Source organism: Shinella zoogloeoides (assembly GCF_003574625.1).
Lineage (GTDB): Bacteria > Pseudomonadota > Alphaproteobacteria > Rhizobiales > Rhizobiaceae > Shinella > Shinella zoogloeoides_A.
The window spans coordinates 190143-212084 of sequence record NZ_QNUJ01000002.1; the positions used below are offsets into that span (position 1 = coordinate 190143).

Sequence of the window (21942 nt, forward strand, 5' to 3'; positions counted from 1 at the left end):
GGCCCGCAAGCTTCGCCTGTCAGAGTTGATGCAGCACCAAAGGCTTGCCGTCCTTCATCTCCACCCGCATGCGGAAGCCGAAGACGGCTTCGAGGATGTCGGGCGTCAGGGTTTCGGCGGGCGCACCGTCAGCGACGACGCGGCCCTCCTTCATGGCGACGATACGGTCGGCATGGACGCTGGCATGGTTGATATCGTGCAGAACGACGACGATCGTCTTGCCATCCCGGTCGGCGATGGTGCGCAGCGCGCGCATCAGTTCGCGGGCATAATACATGTCGAGATTGTTCAGCGGCTCGTCGAGCAGCAGGTAGCCGGTGTCCTGCGCGAACGCCATGGCGACGAGCGCGCGCTGGCGCTGGCCGCCGGACAGCGTCTCGATGAAGCGGTCGGCAAGATCGGTGAGGTCAAAGCGGGCGAGCGCAGCCTCGATAATGGCCCGGTCAGTCCCGGTGAGCCGGCCGCGCCCATGCGGGAAACGGCCGAAGCCGACGAGTTCGCGCACGGTGAGGCGGCTCGCGACCGTCGTGTCCTGCCGCAGGATCGCGACGACCCTGGCGAGTTCCCGACCAGGGGTCCCCTCCACCGGCAGGCCGTCGATCTCGATCGTCCCCGCCTGGAGCGGCTGCAGGCGCGCCATCAGCGAGAGCAGCGTGGACTTCCCCGCGCCGTTCGGGCCGATCAGCGCCACGACGCCGCCCTTCGGGATCGTCAGCGTGATGTCGCTGAGGATCGGCGTCGTCCGGTGCCTGAAGGAAACGTTCTCGATACGGATCATGCGCGGCTCCCGAGGATCAGCAGCAGGAGGAAAACAAGCCCGCCGACGAATTCGATGACGATGCCCAGCGCCGTGGCATTGCCGAGCGCATGCTGGAACAGCGTCTGCCCGCCGACGAGCGTGACGATGCCGGTGAGCGCGGCGGCCGGCAGCAGCATTCCATGGCGGCGGGTGCCGACGATGCGCTCGGCAAGTGTCGCTACCAGCAGGCCGAACAGCGCCATCGGCCCGACGAGCGCGGTCGAAACGGCGATCAGCCCGGAGACGAGCAGCAGCAGGCCGGCCACCGTCGCCATCCAGTTCACGCCGAGGCCCGTTGCGGCATCCGGCCCGAGCGAAATCACGTCGAGCACATGGCGCGCGCGCCAGGCAGCGACCACGCCGGCAAGCGTGAGGATCGCGGCAAAAGCGAGGAGATCGGTCCGCACCGCGTTGAAATTGGCATAACTCATGACTTGCGCCACGGCGAAGTCGTTGGGGCTTATGAGACGGGCAAGCAGGGACTGCAGGCTGCGGAACAGCACGCCGAGCACCACGCCGGCGAGCAGCATCAGCCCCATGTCGAGACGACGCTTCAGCATCGGCAGCAGCAGTGCCGAGGCAAGCGCCATGAGCAGCAGGATTTCCGCACCGAACTTGACCTGCGGGTCGAGCGTCGCATAGCCGACGCCGCCGAGCAGGAAGATCATCGCCATCTGGCCGAAGAGATAGAGCGCATCGAGCCCCATGATCGACGGGGTCAGGATACGGTTTCCGGTGACCGTCTGGAAGATCACCGTGGAGACGGCGACGGCGACCCCCACCTGCACGAGCACGGCGAGTTTCAGGAGGCGCAGCTCGAGCACGAAGGCGATATTGCCCTTGAGGCCGATCGAAAGGAAGGCGACGGCGGCGGCAAGCGCCGCGGCACCGAGGGCGAGCAGGCGGCGGTCAACCATGGCTGCCGCGTCGGAAGAGAAGCCAGAGGAAGAGCGCAGCCCCGACGACGCCCATCACGGTGCCGACCGGAATTTCATAAGGGTAGCGGATGAGCCGCCCGACGATGTCGCAGGAGAGCACCAGTCCCGCCCCGCCGGCCGCCACCCAGCCGAGCGTGCCGCGCACATTGTCGCCCTTCAGGCGCGAGACGATATTCGGCACGGCAAGCCCGACGAAGGGGATCATGCCGACGACGACCACCGAGAGAGCGGTGATGAGGGAGACCAGCACGAGGCCGATCCGCATCATGCGCGCATAGTCGATGCCGAGGCCGATGCTGGCCTCGCGGCCGAGCGCCATGATGGTGAGGCGGTCGGCGACGAACCAGGCGACGGCGACCATCAGCGCGGTGATCCACAGGAGCTCGTAGCGCCCGCGCAGTACGCCGGAAAAGTCGCCATTGGTCCAGATCGAGAGGAATTGCAGGAGATCGGCCTGCCAGGCGATGAAGGTCGCCGCCGCCCCGACCACGCCGCCATAGACGATGCCGAAGAGCGGCACGAGGAAGGGCTGGGTCGGCGGCAGGCGGTGGGCCGTGAACAGGAAGACGGAGGTGCCGGCAAGGGCTGCGATGCCCGCGACCAGCGTCTTCGCCCAGAGGGCCCCGCCGGGCAGGAGAAGCGTCACCACAAGGATGCCGAGTTCGGCGCTCTGGGCCGTGCCGGCCGTCGCCGGCTCGACGAAGCGGTTGCGCGACAGCGTCTGCATGATGAGCCCGGCGATCGCCAGCCCCGCACCGGCAAGCAGGGCCGCGAGCGTGCGCGGCAGCCGGCTGACGAGGAGGAGCTGCAGGGCTTCCGTATCGGACAGCACCCGGCCCGGCGACAACGGGCTGACGCCGACGAAGAGGCTCAGCACGCAGAGGATCGCGAGCCCCAGGCTCGCGATCACGCCGGTCCGCAGGGCTGACGGAGATGCCGCGGTCATCATTTCGCGGCGGAGAAGCCGTCGGTTATCGCCACCAGCACGCGGCCCAGGGACTGTACGCCTCCGTCGGCAATGTAGAATTCCGCGGCGGGCAGGTAGACGATCTGTCCCTTCTTCCAAGCGGTCGTCCCGGCCACCAGCTCGTTGTCGAGCGTGACCTTGGCGGCCTGTTCGCTGGAGGCGACGGCGACAGCGCGGTCGAGCACCAGCAACCAGTCCGGGTTCGCCTCGCGGATGAATTCGAAGGACACCGCCTCGCCATGCGTCGCGGACTGGATATCCTCCATCGCCGGCGGCAGGCCGAGCACGCCATGCACCCAGCCGAAGCGCGAGCCCGGCCCGTAGGCGGAGACCTTTGGACCATTGGTCATGACGATCAGCGCCTTGCCCTTGCCGGCGACGGCCGCCTTTGCCGCGGCGAGTTTGGCGTCCAGCTCCTCTGCGGCGACCTTCGCCTCCTCTGCCTTGCCGAACAGGTCGCCATAGGTGGCAAGCCGCGCCTTGGCGTCGGCGAAGAGGTTGTCGCCGTCGATGGTCATGTCGAGCGTCGGCGCGATCCTGGCCGTTACCTCCGCCTTGGCCGCCGACCGGGACCCGACGATGACGAGATCGGGCGCGAGTGCGCTCAACGCCTCGAGATCCGGCTCGAACAGCGTGCCGACCGCCGTCGCATTTCCCTTCGCCGCTTCCAGCTCCGGCACGTAAAGCTTGTCGGGAACGCCTGCCGGATGGATGCCGAGCCGGTTCAGCGTGTCGATGGCCGCCGCGTCATAGACGGCGATCGTCTTCGGCACGCCTTCGACCGAGACCGTGCCGCGCGCCGTCGAGACATCCATGGCGCTTGCCGAAAGCGCGGAGAGGACAAGCGCGGCGAAGGCGGGGAGGAAACGGGAAAATTTCATGGTTCACCTGTCATGCTGATCGTCCTGAAAAGGTCAGGCGGCCTTTGCCTGCCGCCAGTCGAGCGCCTCCAGCTTCTCGCGGAAGGCGAAGCGCAGCAGATGGGATTCGATGATTGCCTGCGTCTGGGCGAGCCCCTCCTCGTCCGCCGCGCTCACGGCCATGCTGAGGCCGCTCTCGTCTGCCTCGAGAATGGCTTCGCCGCGGGGAAAGCGACAGTCCCCACGGCTCTCCGTATAGGTGACGGCGATCTTGTGGGCAAAATGCTTGCAAAGCTGCACCAGATATTTCCGGCCGCTTGCGGTTTCGAGATAGGCGACGGATTCCTGCACGGACTATCCTTTCAGAACACGAGAACCCCTGCCGCCGAAGCGGCAGGGATCGGGAGATCAGAACTTCACGCCCGCATGCAGCGTGATCGTGCGGCCCGCCGCGTAGACCGGATCGATGCCACCGCGGTTCGAACTCGTGGCATAGCTCGACCGCTCGAAATACTTCCTGTCGAACAGGTTATCGACGCTGAGACGCAGGGTGACGTTCTCATAGGACGGCGGCGTCCATTCGGTATAGATGTTGACCACGGTATAGGACGGCTGGTCGTAGAAGCCGCTCGCCGTCGCCAGCGCGTCGGAGATCTTGCCGGCCCAGGCCACGGTCGTGCCGACCTTCATGTTGTAGTCGGGGATGGCGTGGTCGATGTAGAAGGTCGCCATGTCGCCGACCGGCATGAAGGTTCCGCTGTTCGGCAGGGCCGACTTGCCGCCCGCCGTCACCCTGGCATGGGTGAAGGTCGCGCCGAAGGTGGTCTCCTCCCATGTATAGCTCGCATTGAGCGTGACGCCGCGGCTGCGGTATTCGTTCGGATCGTTGTTGAGCGAGGGCGCGTCGTAGTTCGGCAGGCCGTTGATGCGCGTGTCGAACAGCGTCACCCCGGCATTCCAGTCCTCGCCGCCGAAATTCGCACCGACCTTGAAGTTCTTCGCCGAGCCCGTGTCGAAGGACGGGTCGGTGTAGAACGCGTTGTCGCGCGCATGGACATAGCCGTAATCGCCGATGACGTAGCCGAGCCAGGTGCGCGAAGCGCCGGCGAAGACCTCGAAGCTCTCGGTGAACTTGTAGGCGACCGTCGCGTTCACGCTCGCGCCGCTGTCGGAGAAGCGCTTGTCGTCCCAGTCGTTAAAGCGGTGCGTGTCGTAGCGCGCGCCGGTCGAGACGTTGAAGCCGTTGTCGAATTCGAAGCGGCCCTGCGTGAAGACGCCGACCTGCGTGGTGTCGAAGTCGCGGTAGCGGCGGTTATTGTTGCCGTAATTGTCGGTGTGGTAATCGTGCTGGCCGAAATCGAGGCCGGCGGTGATCTTGCCGGAATCGATCGTGAAGGTGTTCTGGATCTTGCCGCCGTAAAGGTCCTCGTTGAGGATCATGTTGCCGTTCGTGCGGTTCTGGTAGTTGGTCCGCCAGTAGTCGTTCTGGCTGTAATACAGCATGAATTCGGGATCCCAGAGATCCGTCGGGGCGGTCGAGCTGTAGGTCAGCTTGACGGTGTCGCGGGCGACCTCCAGCGGGTGCAGCTCATCGCCGGCCAAGCCCATGTTCATCTTGATCAGGCGATCCGCCTTGTCGCGGCTGCGCTCGTAGCCGAGTTCGAAGCGGTTGTCCTCGATCTCGTAGCCGAGCTTGGCGAGGATGTTGCGGGCGGCCGGTTCCGTGCCCTTCACGACGTCGCCATGGCCGTCCTTGTAGTCCTTGCCCTTCTGGCCGTGAGTCATGACGAACCAGTCGAAGTCGCCGACGCGGCCATAGGCCGCCGCACTGCCCGAAACGCCGCTGCCGTTGGTCCCGACCGAAGTGCCGATCCGCGCGCCAAAATCCTTGCCGTCCTCCAGCAGGTCCTTCGCGCCGACCGTCTCGTAACGCACCGCGCCGGCCGCCGCGGCAAAGCCGGAATCGGCCGCGGCCGCGCCCGCTTCCACCTCGACGCGCTTGAGGAAGGCGGGGTCGATGACGCTGGAGCCCGTATGGTGCCAGCTCGTCGCCGTCTGCGGCACGCCGTCGACAGTCACTGCAAGGTTGGACTGTTCCATGCCGAAGACGTGGATGCGCTTGGACGGCCCGCCACCGCCCGATACCGTGATGGAGGACTGGCGCGAGAACAGCTCGGACACATTGGCCGGCTTCAGCTTCTCCAGTTCGTCCTCCGAGACGACCGTGCCCCCCGTGGCGACCACGTTGTCGCGGCCCTGGTTGATGACGGTGATCGTATCGAGCACGGTCACCTCCTCCTGTTTCTTCTCCTCGGCGTGGAGGGCGGAAGACAAAGCGAGCAGGGAAACGCCGGCAAGCGGCATCAAGCGGGTGAATTTCATCTCGGTACTCCAGCCGGTCGATCGAAGGGGCGGGAAAGCCCCCTGCCTTCGCTTCGGGCGGCGGACTTGTCACCCGCGAGGGAAGGGCATAAACATGATTTCTGAACTCATGTATTAGGGAGCACCCGCCCCTCTGTCGACGCGAAAGGTTTTGTCCGAAATGTCAAAAATTTACGCAGAAACGGCATAGCCGCACAGCACCCGAACCAATCGAATTCTGACTTCAGGGCCATCCCATGCTGTATACGCCGGAAGAACTTTTCGTCGGTTCCGTCGAGAATGTGCCGAATTGCACGCCCTATACGGGCGAGCAGACGATCTGGCCAAAATTCATGCTGATGATCGTGCTGGAGGGGCAGCAGCAGTTCGTCATCGACGACGTCCCCTTCCGGCTGGAGGCCGGCACCGGCAAAAGACGCATGCCGCTGGTCTTCATGCTGAACGTCGCACAGCACAGCACGTTGCGCTTCATCACCAATAGCGGCGCGCCGCTGCGCAAGGTCATGATCGCCGCGCCCCGGCCGTGGCTGAGTCGCCTGATGGAGACGGAGGACCGCGTGCCGACGAAGCCGCTGCACGATTTCTTCGCCCGGCATCTGGCGCATTTCTCCTTCGAGCCGGGGCAACACATCCTGCAGCTCGCGGAAAAGATCGTGCATCCCCCGCCGCTGCTGGAAGGCGAACTCGGCTCCCTTTATCTGAGGGCGCAGGGGCTCGACATCATGTGGCAATCCTGCCTGGCGATGATGGCGGAGGAGATGGAGAGCCCGCCGGCTCCCTCTTTCCTCAGCCTCAGGGCCTGTGAACGCGCCCGCGATTATATCCTGGGCAATCTCGGCAAGGACCTTACCATCGACCTGATCGCCAGCGAGGTCGGCGCCAGCCCCTCCACCGTGCAGCGTCGATTCAAGGAGCATTTCGGCGTGACGGTCTTCGACTTCGTGCGCGAACAGCGGCTGGAGACGGCGCGGGCGGCGCTTGCCAACGAGCGCGTTCCGGTCGGCACCGCCGCCTATCTCGCCGGCTATAACCACGTCTCCAGCTTCAGCACCGCGTTCCGCAAGGCCTACGGGCTGACGCCCAAGCAGGTCCGTAACAGCAGGCAGCCGTAAAGCACCGAAGGCTATTCGATCTCCAGATCGGCCCATAGCGGCAGGTGGTCGGAGGCGCGACGGGCGAGAGGGGTGTCGTGCACCGCCGTGCGGTGGACCCTGACCCCCTCGCCGACGAAGATGTGGTCGAGGCGCAGGAGCGGGAAGCGCGATGGGAAGGTCGGCCGGATCCGGCCGCCGGCCTCGACCTGCGCATCCTTCAGCCGCCGCACGAGAAGTTTGTAGGAGGCCGAGCGCGTCACCGCGTTGAGGTCGCCGGCAAAGAGGATGCGCGCATCCCCGGGCATCGGCGCGCCGAGCCAGTCCGGCCCGATCAGCGCCTCGGTCTGGCGCACGCGCTCGGCGCCGAGAAGGCCGAGATGGGTGACGAAGACCTGAAGCCTCACCTCGCCTGCCGGCACTTCCACCCAGAGCACGCCGCGCGGCTCCCCACGGGACGGCAGCCCCCCGGCCTTCACGAGCCGCGTCGGCAGCGCCGTCAGCAGGGCATCGCCATAGCGCTCCTCCTCGAGATGGAGCGCGGGATGGAAATGCGAGACCATGCTCAGGTGCTTCGCGATGCTTTCGGCCTGGTCGATGCCGCCGCTGCGCGCCCGCGCGACATCCACCTCCTGCAACGCGACGATATCTGCCTCGCATTCGGCGATCACCTCGGCGATGCGGCCGGGATCGAGCCGCCGGTCCGTGCCGAAGCAGCTATGCACGTTGTAGGTCACCAGTCGCAGTCGTCTTCCCATGCCTTCCTCTCAAGCCCCAGACGCCATTGGAACACGGAAGGCGTTGTTTTCGTTCCGTTCCCTCGAACTGAAGGAAAACGCATGAAACGCACCCATATTCTCCACGCGGCCGTCGCCGGCGCCGTTCTCGTCGCCGGCTGGCTGGTCTACCGGACGCTCAGCCAATATTCCTGGGAGGATATCCGCAACTCCGTTTCCGCGATCCCGAAGATGAATTTCGCCCTGGCGCTCGCCTTCTCGGCCGGCTCCTATGTTTGCCTGACCTTCTTCGATTTTCTGGCGCTGCGCTATGTCGGCAAGCCGCTCCCCTACCGGCAGGCGGCGCTCGCCTCCTTCACCAGCCTTTCGATCGGCCACAATGTCGGCATCGCGGCGCTCAGCAGCGGCGCGGTGCGCTACCGCTTTTACAGGCGCTGGGGCCTCGATACGGAGGAGATCGCCAAGCTGATCGTCTTCTGCGGGGTGACGGTCGGCCTCGGGCTGATCGTGCTCGCGGGCATCTGCCTCATCCTGCTTCCCGGCACCGCCGGCAAGGTGGCGGGTCTCGGCAGGGCCGCCTCGCTGGCGCTCGGCCTTGCCTGCCTTGCAGTCGGCGCCGTCTATCTTGCGCTTGCCGCCTTTCTGCGCAGCGAGCTGCGTGTCCGGCACTGGCGCTTCGCGCTGCCTTCGCCGGGGCTGGCGGCCCTGCAACTGGCTGTCGGCACGGCGAATTTCGCCTTCGTCGCGGCGTGCCTTCACCAGCTCCTGAACGGTGACGGCGGCTATATGGAAACGACGGCGGCCTATGTGATGGGCAACCTCACGGCCCTCGTCAGCCACGTGCCCGGCGGGCTCGGCGTCATGGAGGCCGCGATCGTCTTTCTTCTCGGGAGCTCGGCCTCGATCGGCGCGCTGATCGCGTTCCGGGCGGCCTATTTCTTCATTCCGCTTCCGCTCGGGGTGGTCTGCCTGCTCGCCAGCGAAGCCTTGCTGGATGCCAACGGCGAGGAAGCCCTGCGCAAGAATCCCGGCTGACGGCCAGGCAGCGCCCGCCAGCCGGCAAACCAGCCGGACAGCGGCCACCAGGGCGCCACCGGATCGACGAGCGCGGTGCCCGGAACGGGCGCCGTCGCCCGGCCGCCCTTCGCGTCGCGGAACGGCCGCAGCCCCCGCGCCTTGCCATTGAAAGCATCGATCACCGTGCCGAGACGCCCTTCCGCGCGCACGGCAGCGCCGAATGTCCCGGCATCCGCATCGAGATGCTCGGCCAGCAGCCGGTCGCGCAACGCGACGATACCGCGCCGCTCCGTATCGGTCTGCGCCTCAACGGCGATATCCAGCTCGGTATCCATTCCCTCGCTGCGCTGGTTGAGATTGGAGGAGCCGATGCGCAGGAAGGCATCGTCGACGATGACCAGCTTGGAATGGATGATAATCTCCTGCTCCGAACCGTCGGCCTTCGGCACGACGGGATAGAAGGCGCGCATCCGCCCGTGCCGGTCGCACTGCGCAAGGCGGCGGATGAAGCGGTCGCGGTTGGCCCCGAGCACCAGACGCTCGATCATGCCGTGGGAACTCAGGGTCGAGACGATGACGACCTCGGGCCCATCCGGCTCGGCAAGCCTTTCGCACAGCACGTCGCAAACCCGCACCGAGGCGAAATACTGGCTTTCGATATAGATCTGGCGGCGGGCGCCCTTGAGGGCCGCGATGGTGAGCTCCACCGCCTCGGCGATGCCCTCGCGCCCGCGGATCGCCGGCTCCGTGCGGGCGAAGGCGACGCCGACCGCCGTCATGTCGGCGACCTGCCCGTCGAGACGGATATCGGCCGGGATTTTCAGCGCCGGGACAGCCTCGTCCGTGGCGAGAAGCCAGCGATGGCGCGCCGTGTCGCCGGCAAGCCGGGCCGCCTCGCCCTCCAGCCCCACCTGCATGTCGTGCACCGGCTCGTAGCGCTTGCCCGAGGGCATCGTGCGGCGGGGATCTTCGGCGCGGTGGGCGCTCGTATCCCAGCGCTTGGCCGTGAGGTCGATGCCGCCGACAAAGGCGACCTGGTCGTCAATGACGACGAGCTTCTGGTGGTGCGATCCCCGCAGCGGATGGCGGCTGTCGAAGGCCAGCATGATGCGCGGGTGGGACGACCAGCGGCGCTTGCGGAACATCTTCAGCGATTTGCCGGAATAGACCGGCCCCATCGCCCAGACCAGCACGCGGATCGTCAGCGCCGGCCGCTCTTCGACGAGCCGCAGCAGAAAGGCGCCGAGCGTCGGGGATTGCGGATCGCCGGGCCGCAGGCGGATGTCGGGATTGAAATCCCAGCCGACGATCCAGACTTCCTGCCGCGCCTGTTCCAGCGCGCTTTCCAGCGTTTCGAAATAGGCCTCGCCGTCGACGAGCACGCTCAGCCTGTCTGCGCTCGCAACACGCCAGGCGTTGCGGCCGGGCTGGATGATGGAGGAAGGCATGCTGGTTGCTGCCCCGGTCAACGGAAACCCTTCGCTTTGCACTCTCTGCCGCCTTGTTTGCTGACGTCACTGGTTCGCGCGATCAAAATCCCCGGAAGAGCGTTTGGTTCCGCACCCGGCCGACGGGTGCCGCACGAAGCCGCTGTTGATTGCCGGAAACGGCTCTGGACGGGAGCCGCCTGATCGCGCTTTAACGGGATGGACGGCATCCTCGCCGCAAAGCACCTCACCGGGCGGAACCAGATGCCGATCCACGAACTTGCCGCCCTCGGCGCCGCGACCTGCTGGGCCTTTACCGGATTGATCTCGGCGGGGCCCGCCGGCCATCTCGGGGCGCTCGCCTTCAACCGCGCCCGCCAGATCTTCGTCACGGGGCTTCTGGCGCTCTATGTGCTCGCCAGCGGGGCGTGGCATCAACTCGACATGGCCAATGCGGGTCCCCTTCTGCTTTCCGGCCTTATCGGCATCTTCATCGGCGATACGCTGCTCTTCGCGACGCTCAACCGCGTCGGCCCGCGCCGCTCCGGCATTCTCTTCGCGCTCAACGCACCGATTGCCGCCCTGCTCGGCTGGCTGGTGCTCGGCGAATCCCTGCCGCCGCTTGCGATCGCCGGCATCGCGCTGACGGCGGCCGGCGTGTTCCTCGCCATTCTCTTCGGCAAGCGGCGGGCGCAGATCCACCAGTGGGAAACGGTCAAGGGGCCGCTCTGGATCGGCGTGCTGCTGGGCATCGGCGCGGCGACGGGCCAGGCGATCGGCTCCATCATCGCCCGTCCCGTCATGGAGACGGGCATCGATCCCTTCCTCGCCTCGCTCATGCGCGTCGGCGTGGCGGCCTTCTGCCTCAGCATCCTGATCCAGCTGCCCATCCCCTCCGTCAAGCCGAAGGGACCGCTGACGCTGAAGATCGCGGTCCTCACCGCGCTGACCGGCATTCTCGCGCTGGCGATGGGCATGACGCTGCTGCTCTTTGCGCTTTCCGGCGGAAAGGTCGGCATCGTCTCGACCCTCTCGGCCACCTCGCCCGTCATGATCCTGCCGATGCTGTGGCTGCGCACCGGCGAACGGCCCGCCGGCGGCGCCTGGGCGGGCGCGGCCCTCGTCGTCATCGGCATGGCGCTCATTTTCATTCGCTGACAGCCGTCGTCGGCTTTCCGCAAGCCCGCGACCGGCACCAAAGAATTGCAGCACACCTGCCGGGGAACATGGGGCGGGCCAATCCCGTTCGGGGGGCGGAGGAGGCATGCTGTCCGTCTACGGGACAGACCATGCGTCTTTCTCGCCCGCGCTTTTCCGGCACAACGCAGATGATGAAAATTCGATTAAAATCCTTCCCTGCCGGTTTACGGGCCGCATACCAATGCGCCGCTCGCAATCGCCGGTAGGTGGGATCGACCGGACGAGGCGGTACCTTGGCGCCGCTCCATGATGGAGCCCGATTCGAGGAATGACCATGCCCCACCAGCGCCTCCGTCGCCCCTTCCGGGACCACGCGCCCGCCGACCGTCTCGCCCGCGCGATACGCGATATCGACAGGCAGATCGAGGCACACCGGCTTGCCGACGAGCCCGCGCCGCTCAGCGCCTACCGCGCCCGCCTCATCCTCAAGGAAGCCCATGCCCGCTGCCGTGAACGCGTGGAAAGCCGGGCGCCGTCCGTTCCTTTCCTACAAGCTGCGCGGCCCGATGTGATGCCCAAGCCGCATCGGTCACGCAGGGACCCGGTCGAGCGATACGAGGCGCTCCCGGGTCCTCACCATTCCCTTGCCGAAGGACAGGAGACTTGCCTTGTGCCGGCGAGCGAGGCAGATTTGCGTTTCCGCAGATTCACGTGCGGATCGCATGCCTATGAGGGGACGACCATGGCCTATGACTGGACCGGTGAAACGACGCGCAAACGCAATCGCCTGAAACTTGCGACCGCCGTCCTTCTCAGCCTCGTCATCGTTCTCGGCATCCCGGCCGCGCTTTCACCCTTCCTCTGATCGGACCGGTTAACGACCCGCCTTCAGCGGGCCGCCCTTTTCCGCCACCATCGTGACGAGCCGTTCGAAGACGGAAGCCGACTGGCGGATGCCGTCATGTTCGAATTCGTTGGTGATCCAGATATCCACGTTGCCGACAGTACGGGCCGTCTCCAGCGAGAGGCCGGCATCGACATACATGTCGTCATGATAGACGACCGCCGAGACGGGCACGGCGTTCTCGGCCAGGCGGGCCCTGTCGTAGAGGCGACTGTGGCGCGGGCGGCGGGCAAGCGCCTCGGCAGCGGCCCGGAAGGGCCGCAGCAAGGCGATCTCCTCGAACATCCACGGATAGATCATCTCGCCGGTGAAGAGGAGCGGCCGCGCCCTGGCGTCGAATTCCGGGAATTCGCCGAGCAGCCGCTCGGCCGCCCAGCCGGTCGCCCCCTCGCCCTGTCCGTAGATCGCCTCGTGGATCGCGGCGAAAAGCGGATTGCCGCTATAGGCGGTCTGATGCATCACCGAGCCGAGGAACTGGTCGGAGAGGCGATCCGGCGCGGCGAAGGCCTCGTCGAGCAGCCAGTGGATATTCTCGTGGCCCGGCCCCATTCCCAGGTCGAGGCCGAGGCTCTGGAAGCGGCGCACCGAGAGGCGGTCGCCATCGGGCAGCATCACCGGATTGGCTTCAAGGACATCGGCGATGCGGGCGACCAGCGCCCGATCGCCCGGATAGCGCTTGTAGAACAAATCGTTCTTGGCGCGCACGCGCGGATAGGTATGGCGATAGACCGTCTCGGCGGAAGGATCGAGGCTCGGAATGCCGCCGGCGACATAGCAGGCCGAAAGGCCTTCCGGCGCACGGCTGAGATAGGTCAGTGTCAGGAAGCCGCCATAGCTCTGGCCGAGCGTCTGCCAGTGCTCGCCGCCGAAAACGGTCTTCCTGAGATGTTCGAGGTCGTCGACGATGGAATCGGCGCGGAAGCAGGCGAGATAGTCGGCGCCGGCCTCGCCGTCGAAATGGGCGATGGTCGCCGCATCGACCGGGGTGGACCGACCGGTGCCGCGCTGGTCAGGCAGGATGATACGGTGCGTCTTCAGCGCCCTGGCGAGCCAGGAAGGGCTGCCCTTCGTCGGGCGCGGCGACTTGCCGCCCGGCCCGCCCTGCAGGAAGCAGAGGAGCGGCAGCGTCTCGTCCTTGCGGGCCGGATCGACCACCTCGCGGGCGAAGAGTTCGATGGTCTCGCCCGCGGGCTTCGACCAGTCGAGCGGCACCCTCACGACATGGTCGCGCACATGGAGGCCGGGAATGGTGTATTCGGAAACGATCATGGAGAAGTCCTCCTTCAGTGCACGGCGCTGACGCAACCGGAATCGAGCAGCACCTAAAGCAGGTCGGCCACCGTGTTGGCAATGCCCTCAAGCTTCGCCCTCGCCCGACGCGAGCTGCGCGATACCACCGAGCGCGAAGGCCGCCAGGCGGGCGGCGAGCCGCTCGTTGCTCACATGGCCGCGGCCGAGCGGGGGCATCACTTCCGAGAGGCGCTTTTCGGCGATCAGCAGCATGAAGCAGGGCGCCATGATGGAAAGGGCGGCCTGGGCGACGAGGGGATGATCGGTGGAAACGCCCATGATCTCGGCGATGACGCCGAAGACCAGCGCCTTTTTCGGCTCCAGCTCCTCGCGCCGCAGCCTTTCGAAATGCGGCGTCGGGGAGACGAGCTCGCGCGCGATCAGCTTCGCCGGCCAGGAGGCATCGCCCTGCGAGCGCACCACGCGCACGAGGAGGCCGATCAGGCGCCGCAGCCTGTCCTTCGGGTCCGTGTCGACCGACGCGGCGCGCGCCAGCGCCTGATAGTTGACGAGGCGGCGATGCGCCTCGGCGAGCACTTCGGCATAGAGCGGCGCGATGCCGCCGAAATGATAGTTGACCGCCGCCGCATTCGCCCCGGCGCGGAGCGCGATCTCCTTGGCGGTCGCCCGGTCGAAACCGTGCTCGGCGAAGACCGGCCCGGCGGCCTCCAGCAGGCTGGCGCGCGTGGCGGCGCCATCCGGCCGCGGGCCGGAGACAGACGATCGTCTTGCGCCTCGCGCCATGTCGGTCTCCCTTTCAGAATTCAAATCTAGATTTCAAATTTGGATTTGACAATCCCTTCCGATCGTCCTTAGCTGGAAAGGCTCGCCCCAGAGCACCCGCGGAGTCGAACCGGCATGAAGCGCATCCTCCTCATCGTCCTCCTTCTCGCCGCCCTTGCCGCCGGCGCCTGGTGGTACCGGCACCGCGACAGCGGCCCGGCCGAGCTCGTCCTTTACGGCAATGTCGATTTCCGCCAGGTGACGCTCGCCTTCAACGGCAACGGGCCGGTCGCCGAGGTGCTCGTCGAGGAAGGCGCGGCCGTGAAGAAAGGCGAGGTCATCGCCCGGCTCGACACCGGCAGGATCCGTCCGCAGATCGACCAGGCCGTGGCGCAGGTCGAGGCCCAACAGGCGAACCTGACCCGCCTGAAGAACGGCAACCGGCCGGAGGAGATCGCGCAGGCGCGCGCCAATCTCGCCGCCGCCGAGGCGGAAGCGGCCAATGCCCGCCTGCAACTGGAGCGCCAGAGCGCGCTCGTTCCCCGCGCCGCCGTCAGCCAGCAGGCGCTCGACAATGCCCGCTCCGCCTCGGCGGTGGCGGAGGCGAAGGTAGATGCCAGCCGCAAGGCGCTCGACCTCCTCGTCGCCGGCACGCGCGCCGAGGACATCCAGCAGGCCGCCGCCCAGTTGCGGGCCGCCGAGGCGCAGGTCGCGTTCCTGAGGGCGGAACTCGACGATACCGACCTCAAGGCCCCGGCCGATGCGACCGTGCGCTCCCGGCTGATCGAGCCGGGCGAGATGGCCTCGCCGACGCGCGCCGCCTTCTCGCTGGCCACCAACAGCCCGAAATGGGTGCGCGCCTATGTCTCGGACATGCAGCTCGGCCGGATCAAGCCCGGCATGAAGGCGGAAGTGCTGGTCGATTCCCTGCCCGGCCGCACGATCCCGGGCTGGATCGGCTTCATCTCCTCTGTGGCGGAATTCACGCCCAAGACCGTGCAGACCGAGGAACTGCGCACAAGCCTCGTCTATGAGGTGCGCGTCTTCGTCGACGACCCCGACAACGTGCTGCGCCTCGGCATGCCCGCCACCGTCCGGCCAGGGAAGGAAGGATGAGCCGCCATGGAGGATCGTCCGCTCTGTCTCGCCGCGCATGACCTCAGCAAGCGCTTCCAGCGGGAAACGAAGGAGACCGTGGAGGCGCTTGACGGCATCTCTCTCGCGATCCGCAAGGGCACGCTGACGGCGCTTATCGGCCCCGACGGCGCGGGCAAGACCACGCTTCTGCGGCTTGCAAGCGGGCTGATCGCCCCGGACGGCGGAAGCCTCGAGGTCGTCGGCCTCGACGTGACCGCCGCCCCGCAGGCCGTGCAGGACAGGATCGGCTACATGCCGCAGCGCTTCGGCCTTTACGAAGACCTCAGCGTGCAGGAAAACCTCGACCTCTATGCCGACCTGCACGGCGTTTCCCATGCGGAGCGCCGGACGATCTATCCCCGCCTCTTCGAGATGACGCAGCTCGGCCCGTTCAAGGCGCGGCCGGCCGGCAAGCTTTCCGGCGGCATGAAGCAGAAGCTCGGCCTTGCCTGCACGCTGGTGCGCGCGCCCGAACTGCTGCTGCTGGACGAGCCGACGGTCGGCGTCGACCCTTTGTCGCGACGCGAACTCTGGGAGATCGTGTTCAAGCTGATCCGGGAGGATGGCCTCTCCGTCGTCGTCGCCACCTCCTATCTCGACGAGGCGGAGCGCTGCGAGCATGCCGTGCTGATGCATGCGGGGAAGATCCTCGACGAAGGCCCGCCGGCCGAAATTACGGCGAAGGCGGAGGGCTGCTGCTTTCTTGTCCGGGGGCCGGACGGCGTGCCGGCCCGCTCGTTGCAGGCGCGCCTCTTCGCGCTTCCCGGCGTCGTCGATGCCGTGCCGGAAGCGGGCCGCGTCCGCGTGGTGCGCCGGCGCGAGCAGATGGAGGAACCGCTGGCGCTCGAAGGGCTGCCCCTCGAAACGGAGCCGACTGAGGCCCGCTTCGAGGATGCCTTCATGATGCTGTTCGACCGCGTCGCGGGGGAACGGGAGCATGTGGACCAGGCGACGCTCGCGGCGGGCTCCGGGCAACCGGCGGGCGAAAAGGTCGTGGAGGTGCGCGATCTCGTGCGGATGTTCGGCGATTTCACCGCCGTCGACCATGTCAGCTTCAGCGTGCGGCGCGGCGAGGTCTACGGCCTTCTCGGGCCGAACGGCGCGGGCAAGAGCACGACCTTCCGCATGCTCTGCGGCCTCCTGCCCGCCACCTCCGGGGCGTTGCAGGTCGCGGGCGCCGATCTCCTCAAGGCCGGCGCGAAGGCGCGCGAACGCCTCGGCTACGTCGCCCAGAAATTCTCGCTCTACGGCCAGCTGACGGTCGACGAGAACCTCGAATTCTTCGCCAGCGCCTACGGGCTGCGGGGCGGCCGCAAGAAGGAGAGGATCGCCACGCTGAAGGCGGCCTTCGATCTCGACCGCTTCCGCGACCTGCCGAGCGGGCAGCTCCCCGGCGGCTTCAAGCAGCGCCTTGCGCTGGCGGCCGCGCTTCTGCACGAGCCCGACATCCTGTTTCTCGACGAGGCGACGAGCGGAGCCGATCCGCTCGCCCGCCGCCAGTTCTGGGGCCGGATCACCGCGCTTTCCGAACAGGGCGTGACCGTCATCGTCACCACGCATTTCATGGAGGAGGCGGAATATTGCGACCGGGTGATCATCCTCGATGCCGGCCGCAACCTTGCGGAGGGAACGCCGGTCGACATCCGTGAGCAGGCCGGCACCGCAGCCGGCGCCGCGCCCGGCATGGAGGATGCCTTCATCGCCATCGTCGAGCGGGAACGCCGCAAGCGCACGGAGAAGGCCGCATGAGCGCCCCCCGCGCCATGGCCGGCGGCCTTGCGGGCCTGCTGCGGCGAACGCGGGCCCTGATCCGCAAGGAAACGCGCCAGCTCCTGCGCGATTTCAGCAGCATCGCGATCGGCATCGTCATGCCCGTCACGCTGCTTATCCTGTTCGGCTACGGCATCAACCTCGATGTCCGCAACGTGCCCGTCGCGCTCCTCATGGAGGAAAGCTCCGCGCCGGCGCGGGGCGTTGCCGCGGCCTTCGAGCTTTCGCCCTATTTCTCCACCCGCGGCGTGCGCACGATGAACGAGGCCGAGAAGATGCTGATGAGCGCCGAGGTGCGGGCCATCGTGCGCATCCCCGCCGATTTCGCCCGCAGCATCGATCTCGGCACCGCCGAGGTGCAGGTCATCATCAACGGCGCAGATGCCAACACGGCGCGCATCTCGCTCGGCTACGCGCAGGGCGCGGTCGCCGTCTGGGCGGCCAAGGAGGCCGGGCGCAACGGCGCGGCGGCAGGCGGCGTCACGGTCGAGCCGCGCCTCTGGTTCAACGAGGCCAACGACAGCAGCTACTTCCTCGTGCCCGGGCTGATCGTGCTGGTGATGACGCTGATCGGCGCCCTCCTCACCGCGCTGGTGATGGCCCGCGAATGGGAGCGCGGCACCTTCGAGGCGCTGTTCGTGACGCCGGTGCGCCCGGCCGAGATCCTGCTCGGCAAGACCGTGCCTTATTTCGCCCTCGGGCTGATCGGCCTTGCGCTCTGCGTCGTCGGCAGCAAGCTGCTGTTCGGCGTGCCGCTGCGCGGCTCGCTCGTCATCCTCACAATCGTGTCGATGCTCTACCTGCTCGTCGCGCTGGGGCTCGGCCTCGTCATCTCCTCGGCGACCAAGAGCCAGTTCGTCGCCAGCCAGGTGACGGTGCTGCTCACCTTCTTGCCGGCCATGATGCTCTCCGGCTTCATGTACGATCCGCGCAGCATGCCCTGGATCGTCCAGATGATCACCTACATCTTTCCGGCGCGCTACTTCGTGACCCTGCTGCAGACCCTTTTCCTTTCCGGCAACAACTGGAGCGTCATCCTGCCCAACGCCGCCGTGCTCGCCGGTATGGCGGCGGCGCTGCTGACGCTTTCGGTGCGCCTCACCCGCAAGAGGATCGCCTGATGCCGATGTCCCTCCTGCGCATCCTGACGCTCATCCGCAAGGAACTGCTCGTCATCCTGAAGGACCCGAAGAGCCGGGCGAGCCTCTTCCTGCCGCCGATCCTGCAATGCCTGATCTTCGGCTATGCCGCGACCTACGACCTCAACAGCGTGCCCTATGTCCTCGTCGACCAGGACCGCAGCGCCGCCTCGGTGACGCTCGTCGGGAAGCTGGAGGGCTCCGGCATCTTCCAGCGCCAGGGCACGTTCGCGCAGATCGATCAGGCCGTCCCCCTTCTCGACGCGCGGCGCGCGCTGGTCGTCGTCGTCATCGGCAACGGCTTCGAGCGGGGCCTCGAGGCCGGCGCGCCGGCCCCCGTCCAGGTGATCGCGGACGGCCGCAACTCCAACACCAGCGGCATCGCCGAGGGCTATGCCAATGCCATCATCGGCGATTTCGCCGCCGCCTGGCTTTCGGAGAAAGGCGTCGCGCCCGCCGGGGTGAAGGTCTCGACGCGCGCCTGGTTCAATCCGCAACTGGAAACCCGCTGGAGCATGATCCCCTCGCTGATCGGCACGATCACCATGATGATGACGATGATGCTGACCGCCATGTCGGTCGCCCGCGAACGCGAGGAAGGCACCTTCGACCAGCTTCTGGTGGCGCCCTTCACGCCGACCGAGATCATGATCGGCAAGGCCGTGCCCTCCATGCTCGTCGGCATCACGCAGGCCTCGGTGATCCTGCTCGTCGCGCTCTTCTGGTTCCGCATTCCCTTCGCGGGCTCCTTCCTCACGCTCTATGCGGGCCTTGCGCTGTTCCTTGCCGCCGCCATCGGATTCGGCCTCTTCCTCTCCTCGCTTGCCGGCAACATGCAGCAGGCGATGATCCTCGCCTTCGTCTTCCTGATGCCCTTCATGCTGCTCTCGGGCCTGATGTCGCCGACCGAGAACATGCCCGCGGTCCTGCAATACGTGACCGTCATCAACCCGCTGACCTACGCGATCCGCATCACCCGCGCCGTCTATCTCGAAGGCGGCCGCTTCACGGATCTTCTGCCCGACATGCTCGCCCTCGTCGCCATCGCCGCCGTCACCATGCCGATCGCCGCGTGGATGTTCCGCCACCGGCTGAACTAGTTCGGATTTCGCGGGCGGCCTGTCGGAATCCCGCCCCGCCATCCGTCTTCCATGCACAAGCCAGGGAGAACACCGATGACGATCACCATCACAGCCTTCGAACGATCCCCCGACCGCGGCAGGGGGCTCGCCCGCGACATGCGCGTCCGCTGGGCGCTGGAGGAGGTCGGCCAGCCTTACGATGTCCGCCTGCTTTCCTTCGAGGCGATGAAGCAGCCCGGCCATCTCGCCCTTCATCCCTTCGGGCAGATCCCGACCTACGAGGAGGACGGGCTTTCGCTCTTCGAAACCGGCTCGATCGTCTTCCATATCGCCGAGCGCCATGCCGGCCTGCTGCCCCGCGAGGCGAAGGCCCGGGCGCGCGCCATCACCTGGATATTCGCCGCGCTGAACACCATGGAGCCGCCGATCGTCGAACTGGAGACCGCCGTGCGCGAAGAGCGCGGCAAGACGTGGCATGCTGAGCATCGCGCCGTTCTCGAAGGACGCGTGCGCACCCGGCTCGGCCAGCTTTCCGCACATCTCGGCGCGGCGGAATGGCTCGAAGGCGCATTCAGCGCGGGGGATCTCCTGATGGTCTCGGTGCTGATGCGGCTCGCCTGGTCGGACATTCTGGACGACCATCCGAACCTTGCCGCCTATCTCGCCCGGGGCCAGGCGCGCCCGGCCTACCGGCGCGCCTTCGAGGCCCAGCGCGCCGTCTTCGCCGCTGCCTCGGCGGGAGACTGAAACGACAGCTCAGCCGGCAAGATGCGCGAAGAGCCGGGCGACGGCCTCCGCGCCGGGATCGACATGGCCTTCGAGCTGCCGCGCGTTGACATAGGTCGCGCGGCCGGCTTTCGCCCGCGTCAGCGTCGCGGTGAAATCCGCCCCCTTGCGCGCCGCGGCCGCAGCGGCGGGCAGGCCGGCGCCCAGCGCATCCAGCGCCGGGGAAAGCGCATCCACCATCGTGCGGTCGCCGATCCGCGCGCCGCCCACTTCCTGCATGCGCGAAAGCCCGGCGCGAAGTGCACCATGCAGCGAGGCGCCGCCCGAAGCCGCATCGCCGGCCGCGGCGTAGAAGATCGCCAGCAGCACGCCGGAGGACCCGCCCATCGTCTGGCCGAGTTCCTGTCCGATGGCGCTCAGAAGCCTGCTCGCGTCAGCAAGCGGCAGGCGATCCACGGCCGCTATCAGCGCGCGGGCCGCGCCCGCCAGCGTCGATCCCGTGTCGCCATCGCCGGACTTGGCGTCGAGCGCATTGAGGTCCTGCTCGGCGGCGATCAGCGCGTTGCAGCAGCCGACGAGGAAGGCGCGCGTGGCCGCATCCTCGGACGGCGCCGGGGCAACCGGCGCAAGACCCGACGGCAGGGCCACGACCGCGACCGGCCATACCTCGCAAAGGCCCGGCCAGGCCGGCATCGCGACCGGTGCCTTCAACAATTCTAGCTCCGCCGCATCCGCCGGGAAGACGGAGAGGGAGAAACCCTGCATGTCGAGCGAGGTCATCAGCGGCGCGGGACCGACCACATGCGCGATGCGCGCGCCGAGCGGGGAGGCGAAAAGGTCATGCGCCAGCACCGACATTTCGAGGACGGAGGTGCCGCCGAGATTGTTGATCAGCGCCACATGCGGCCCCTCGCCCATCGCGGCGGCAAGGCGCTCCGCCATGACCGCGACGGCGCCCCGCGCGCCGGCAAAATCGATCTGCTCCACGCCCGGCTCGCCATGGATGCCGAGGCCGAGCTCCGCCTTGGCCTCGGGAATGCGCTCCTCACGTGGCGAACCCGGCACCCGGCAGGTGCCGAGCGACAGGCCGATCGTGCGCGTTGCCGCCGCAACCCGCCTTGCCGCCGCCGCCACGCTTTCGAGGTCGGCCCCGCGTTCGGCGAGCGCCCCGGCGATCTTGTGGACGAAGAGCGTGCCGGCGACGCCGCGCGCCTGCGGCAGGTCCGGCAGGGCGATGTCGTCATCGACGATGACCATGGCGACGTCGAGCCCCTGCGCCCGCGCCCGCTCGGCGGCGAGGCCGAAGTTCAGGCGGTCGCCGGTATAGTTCTTGACGATCAGCAGGCAGCCGGCCGGTCCCGTCACGGCAAGGATGCCGGCGAGCACCGCATCGACGCTCGGCGAGGCGAAGACGTCGCCGCAGACAGCGGCCGTCAGCATACCGCGCCCGACGAAGCCGGCATGGGCCGGCTCGTGGCCCGAGCCGCCGCCGGAGACGACCGCTACCTTCGACCTGTCCCAATCACTGCGCAGCACCACGCGAATATGCGGATAGCCGTCGAGGCGGGCAAGCGTGCCGCCGGAAAGCGCGAGCGCCCCGTCGATGGCCTCGGTGACGACGTCCTCGCGCCGGTTGATGAACTGCGACATGGCGAACTCCCAAAATGAAACGCGGGCCGCAAGGCCCGACGCGGCCATGGATTTAACGGCCGAACCCATTTAATCCTCTCCGCAGGCGCACCGTCGCGGTTCGCCTGGAATGAGGACAAATGGTTTGAACGCCCGTGTCAAGCGCGGGCTCCGGAGTTGCGCC

20 protein-coding genes are annotated in these 21942 nt (G+C 67.2%); 9 read left to right on the forward strand and 11 right to left on the reverse strand.

Features of this window, described 5'->3' with window-relative positions:
- Positions 1-19 precede the first annotated feature (19 nt).
- The 6 genes from DSD28_RS04385 to DSD28_RS04410 are packed head-to-tail and all read right to left on the reverse strand — an operon-like array spanning position 20 to position 5946.
- Positions 20-778 carry an iron ABC transporter ATP-binding protein gene (locus DSD28_RS04385; protein WP_119255140.1) on the reverse strand — a complete coding sequence of 253 codons (759 nt, stop codon included), beginning with the start codon at positions 776-778 and terminating at the stop codon, positions 20-22.
- Entirely contained in the window at positions 775-1716 is a 942-nt protein-coding gene (locus DSD28_RS04390; RefSeq protein WP_119255141.1) for an iron chelate uptake ABC transporter family permease subunit, read from the reverse strand. The genes DSD28_RS04385 and DSD28_RS04390 overlap by 4 nt, the downstream gene beginning before the upstream one ends.
- Positions 1709-2683 carry an ABC transporter permease gene (locus DSD28_RS04395; protein ID WP_119255453.1) on the reverse strand — a complete coding sequence of 325 codons (975 nt, stop codon included), beginning with the start codon at positions 2681-2683 and terminating at the stop codon, positions 1709-1711. The genes DSD28_RS04390 and DSD28_RS04395 overlap by 8 nt, the downstream gene beginning before the upstream one ends.
- Positions 2683-3585 carry a siderophore ABC transporter substrate-binding protein gene (locus DSD28_RS04400; protein WP_119255142.1) on the reverse strand — a complete coding sequence of 301 codons (903 nt, stop codon included), beginning with the start codon at positions 3583-3585 and terminating at the stop codon, positions 2683-2685. The genes DSD28_RS04395 and DSD28_RS04400 overlap by 1 nt, the downstream gene beginning before the upstream one ends.
- A 33-nt stretch (positions 3586-3618) precedes the next feature.
- Positions 3619-3915 carry a DUF2218 domain-containing protein gene (locus tag DSD28_RS04405; RefSeq protein ID WP_119255143.1) on the reverse strand — a complete coding sequence of 99 codons (297 nt, stop codon included), beginning with the start codon at positions 3913-3915 and terminating at the stop codon, positions 3619-3621.
- Between the two features lie 57 nt (positions 3916-3972).
- Complete coding sequence (locus tag DSD28_RS04410) at positions 3973-5946, reverse strand: TonB-dependent receptor domain-containing protein (protein ID WP_119255144.1); 1974 nt, start codon at positions 5944-5946, stop codon at positions 3973-3975.
- A 332-nt stretch (positions 5947-6278) separates the two neighbouring features.
- On the opposite strand from DSD28_RS04410, the gene DSD28_RS04415 reads away from it, so the two are divergent.
- Entirely contained in the window at positions 6279-7058 is a 780-nt protein-coding gene (locus DSD28_RS04415; RefSeq protein ID WP_245424761.1) for a helix-turn-helix transcriptional regulator, read from the forward strand.
- 11 nt (positions 7059-7069) lie between these two features.
- Here the strand turns inward: DSD28_RS04415 and DSD28_RS04420 are convergent, their stop codons facing one another.
- Positions 7070-7795, reverse strand: coding sequence for an endonuclease/exonuclease/phosphatase family protein (locus tag DSD28_RS04420; protein WP_119255146.1), 726 nt, complete (start codon positions 7793-7795; stop codon positions 7070-7072).
- 81 nt (positions 7796-7876) lie between these two features.
- Here DSD28_RS04420 and DSD28_RS04425 point away from each other — a divergent pair, with 81 nt between their 5' ends.
- The gene (locus DSD28_RS04425) at positions 7877-8809 is read left to right on the forward strand and encodes a lysylphosphatidylglycerol synthase domain-containing protein (protein ID WP_119255147.1); all 933 of its coding nucleotides are present in this window, start codon (positions 7877-7879) and stop codon (positions 8807-8809) included.
- Here the strand turns inward: DSD28_RS04425 and DSD28_RS04430 are convergent.
- Positions 8707-10260, reverse strand: a complete 1554-nt coding sequence (locus DSD28_RS04430; RefSeq protein WP_245424744.1) for a phospholipase D-like domain-containing protein — start codon at positions 10258-10260, stop codon at positions 8707-8709. The genes DSD28_RS04425 and DSD28_RS04430 overlap by 103 nt on opposite strands.
- A 222-nt stretch (positions 10261-10482) precedes the next feature.
- Between DSD28_RS04430 and DSD28_RS04435 the strand changes: the two genes are divergently transcribed.
- Positions 10483-11376 carry a DMT family transporter gene (locus DSD28_RS04435; RefSeq protein WP_119255454.1) on the forward strand — a complete coding sequence of 298 codons (894 nt, stop codon included), beginning with the start codon at positions 10483-10485 and terminating at the stop codon, positions 11374-11376.
- 316 nt (positions 11377-11692) lie between these two features.
- On the forward strand, positions 11693-12223 hold the full coding sequence (locus DSD28_RS04440; RefSeq protein ID WP_162911251.1) for a hypothetical protein: 531 nt from the start codon (positions 11693-11695) through the stop codon (positions 12221-12223).
- Positions 12224-12232: 9 nt separating this feature from the next.
- Here the strand turns inward: DSD28_RS04440 and DSD28_RS04445 are convergent, their stop codons facing one another.
- Complete coding sequence (locus DSD28_RS04445; protein ID WP_119255150.1) at positions 12233-13531, reverse strand: alpha/beta fold hydrolase; 1299 nt, start codon at positions 13529-13531, stop codon at positions 12233-12235.
- Between the two features lie 87 nt (positions 13532-13618).
- A complete protein-coding gene (locus tag DSD28_RS04450; RefSeq protein WP_119255151.1) occupies positions 13619-14296 on the reverse strand; it encodes a CerR family C-terminal domain-containing protein in 678 nt (225 codons plus the stop codon).
- Positions 14297-14410: 114 nt separating this feature from the next.
- Between DSD28_RS04450 and DSD28_RS04455 the strand changes: the two genes are divergently transcribed.
- The 5 genes from DSD28_RS04455 (at position 14411) to DSD28_RS04475 (ending at position 20150) form a co-directional block, all read left to right on the forward strand.
- Positions 14411-15391, forward strand: coding sequence for an efflux RND transporter periplasmic adaptor subunit (locus tag DSD28_RS04455; protein ID WP_119255152.1), 981 nt, complete (start codon positions 14411-14413; stop codon positions 15389-15391).
- Positions 15392-15397: 6 nt separating this feature from the next.
- Positions 15398-17161, forward strand: coding sequence for an ATP-binding cassette domain-containing protein (locus DSD28_RS04460; RefSeq protein WP_119255153.1), 1764 nt, complete (start codon positions 15398-15400; stop codon positions 17159-17161).
- On the forward strand, positions 17158-18303 hold the full coding sequence (locus DSD28_RS04465; protein WP_245424745.1) for an ABC transporter permease: 1146 nt from the start codon (positions 17158-17160) through the stop codon (positions 18301-18303). Before DSD28_RS04460 ends, DSD28_RS04465 begins: the two co-directional genes overlap by 4 nt.
- Positions 18303-19421: an ABC transporter permease gene (locus DSD28_RS04470; RefSeq protein ID WP_245424746.1), complete on the forward strand. Its 1119-nt coding sequence runs from the start codon at positions 18303-18305 to the stop codon at positions 19419-19421. The genes DSD28_RS04465 and DSD28_RS04470 overlap by 1 nt, the downstream gene beginning before the upstream one ends.
- 75 nt (positions 19422-19496) lie before the next feature.
- Complete coding sequence (locus DSD28_RS04475) at positions 19497-20150, forward strand: glutathione S-transferase family protein (RefSeq protein ID WP_119255154.1); 654 nt, start codon at positions 19497-19499, stop codon at positions 20148-20150.
- 9 nt (positions 20151-20159) lie between these two features.
- Here DSD28_RS04475 and DSD28_RS04480 read toward each other — a convergent pair whose 3' ends face one another.
- Positions 20160-21779 (reverse strand): dihydroxyacetone kinase subunit DhaK, encoded by a 1620-nt coding sequence (locus DSD28_RS04480; protein ID WP_119255457.1) that lies wholly within the window; start codon positions 21777-21779, stop codon positions 20160-20162.
- Between the last annotated feature and the right edge of the window lie 163 nt (positions 21780-21942).

What these genes read in the sequence shown, in the direction of transcription:
- DSD28_RS04385 (WP_119255140.1), bottom strand. Translation starts at nt 778, where the DNA reads ATGATCCGTATCGAGAACGTTTCCTTCAGGCACCGGACGACGCCGATC.
- DSD28_RS04390 (WP_119255141.1), bottom strand. Translation starts at nt 1,716, where the DNA reads ATGGTTGACCGCCGCCTGCTCGCCCTCGGTGCCGCGGCGCTTGCCGCC.
- DSD28_RS04395 (WP_119255453.1), bottom strand. Translation starts at nt 2,683, where the DNA reads ATGACCGCGGCATCTCCGTCAGCCCTGCGGACCGGCGTGATCGCGAGC.
- DSD28_RS04400 (WP_119255142.1), bottom strand. Translation starts at nt 3,585, where the DNA reads ATGAAATTTTCCCGTTTCCTCCCCGCCTTCGCCGCGCTTGTCCTCTCC.
- DSD28_RS04410 (WP_119255144.1), bottom strand. Translation starts at nt 5,946, where the DNA reads ATGAAATTCACCCGCTTGATGCCGCTTGCCGGCGTTTCCCTGCTCGCT.
- DSD28_RS04415 (WP_245424761.1), top strand. Translation starts at nt 6,279, where the DNA reads ATGCTGATGATCGTGCTGGAGGGGCAGCAGCAGTTCGTCATCGACGAC.
- DSD28_RS04420 (WP_119255146.1), bottom strand. Translation starts at nt 7,795, where the DNA reads ATGGGAAGACGACTGCGACTGGTGACCTACAACGTGCATAGCTGCTTC.
- DSD28_RS04425 (WP_119255147.1), top strand. Translation starts at nt 7,877, where the DNA reads ATGAAACGCACCCATATTCTCCACGCGGCCGTCGCCGGCGCCGTTCTC.
- DSD28_RS04435 (WP_119255454.1), top strand. Translation starts at nt 10,483, where the DNA reads ATGCCGATCCACGAACTTGCCGCCCTCGGCGCCGCGACCTGCTGGGCC.
- DSD28_RS04440 (WP_162911251.1), top strand. Translation starts at nt 11,693, where the DNA reads ATGCCCCACCAGCGCCTCCGTCGCCCCTTCCGGGACCACGCGCCCGCC.
- DSD28_RS04445 (WP_119255150.1), bottom strand. Translation starts at nt 13,531, where the DNA reads ATGATCGTTTCCGAATACACCATTCCCGGCCTCCATGTGCGCGACCAT.
- DSD28_RS04450 (WP_119255151.1), bottom strand. Translation starts at nt 14,296, where the DNA reads ATGGCGCGAGGCGCAAGACGATCGTCTGTCTCCGGCCCGCGGCCGGAT.
- DSD28_RS04455 (WP_119255152.1), top strand. Translation starts at nt 14,411, where the DNA reads ATGAAGCGCATCCTCCTCATCGTCCTCCTTCTCGCCGCCCTTGCCGCC.
- DSD28_RS04460 (WP_119255153.1), top strand. Translation starts at nt 15,398, where the DNA reads ATGGAGGATCGTCCGCTCTGTCTCGCCGCGCATGACCTCAGCAAGCGC.
- DSD28_RS04465 (WP_245424745.1), top strand. Translation starts at nt 17,158, where the DNA reads ATGAGCGCCCCCCGCGCCATGGCCGGCGGCCTTGCGGGCCTGCTGCGG.
- DSD28_RS04470 (WP_245424746.1), top strand. Translation starts at nt 18,303, where the DNA reads ATGCCGATGTCCCTCCTGCGCATCCTGACGCTCATCCGCAAGGAACTG.
- DSD28_RS04475 (WP_119255154.1), top strand. Translation starts at nt 19,497, where the DNA reads ATGACGATCACCATCACAGCCTTCGAACGATCCCCCGACCGCGGCAGG.
- DSD28_RS04480 (WP_119255457.1), bottom strand. Translation starts at nt 21,779, where the DNA reads ATGTCGCAGTTCATCAACCGGCGCGAGGACGTCGTCACCGAGGCCATC.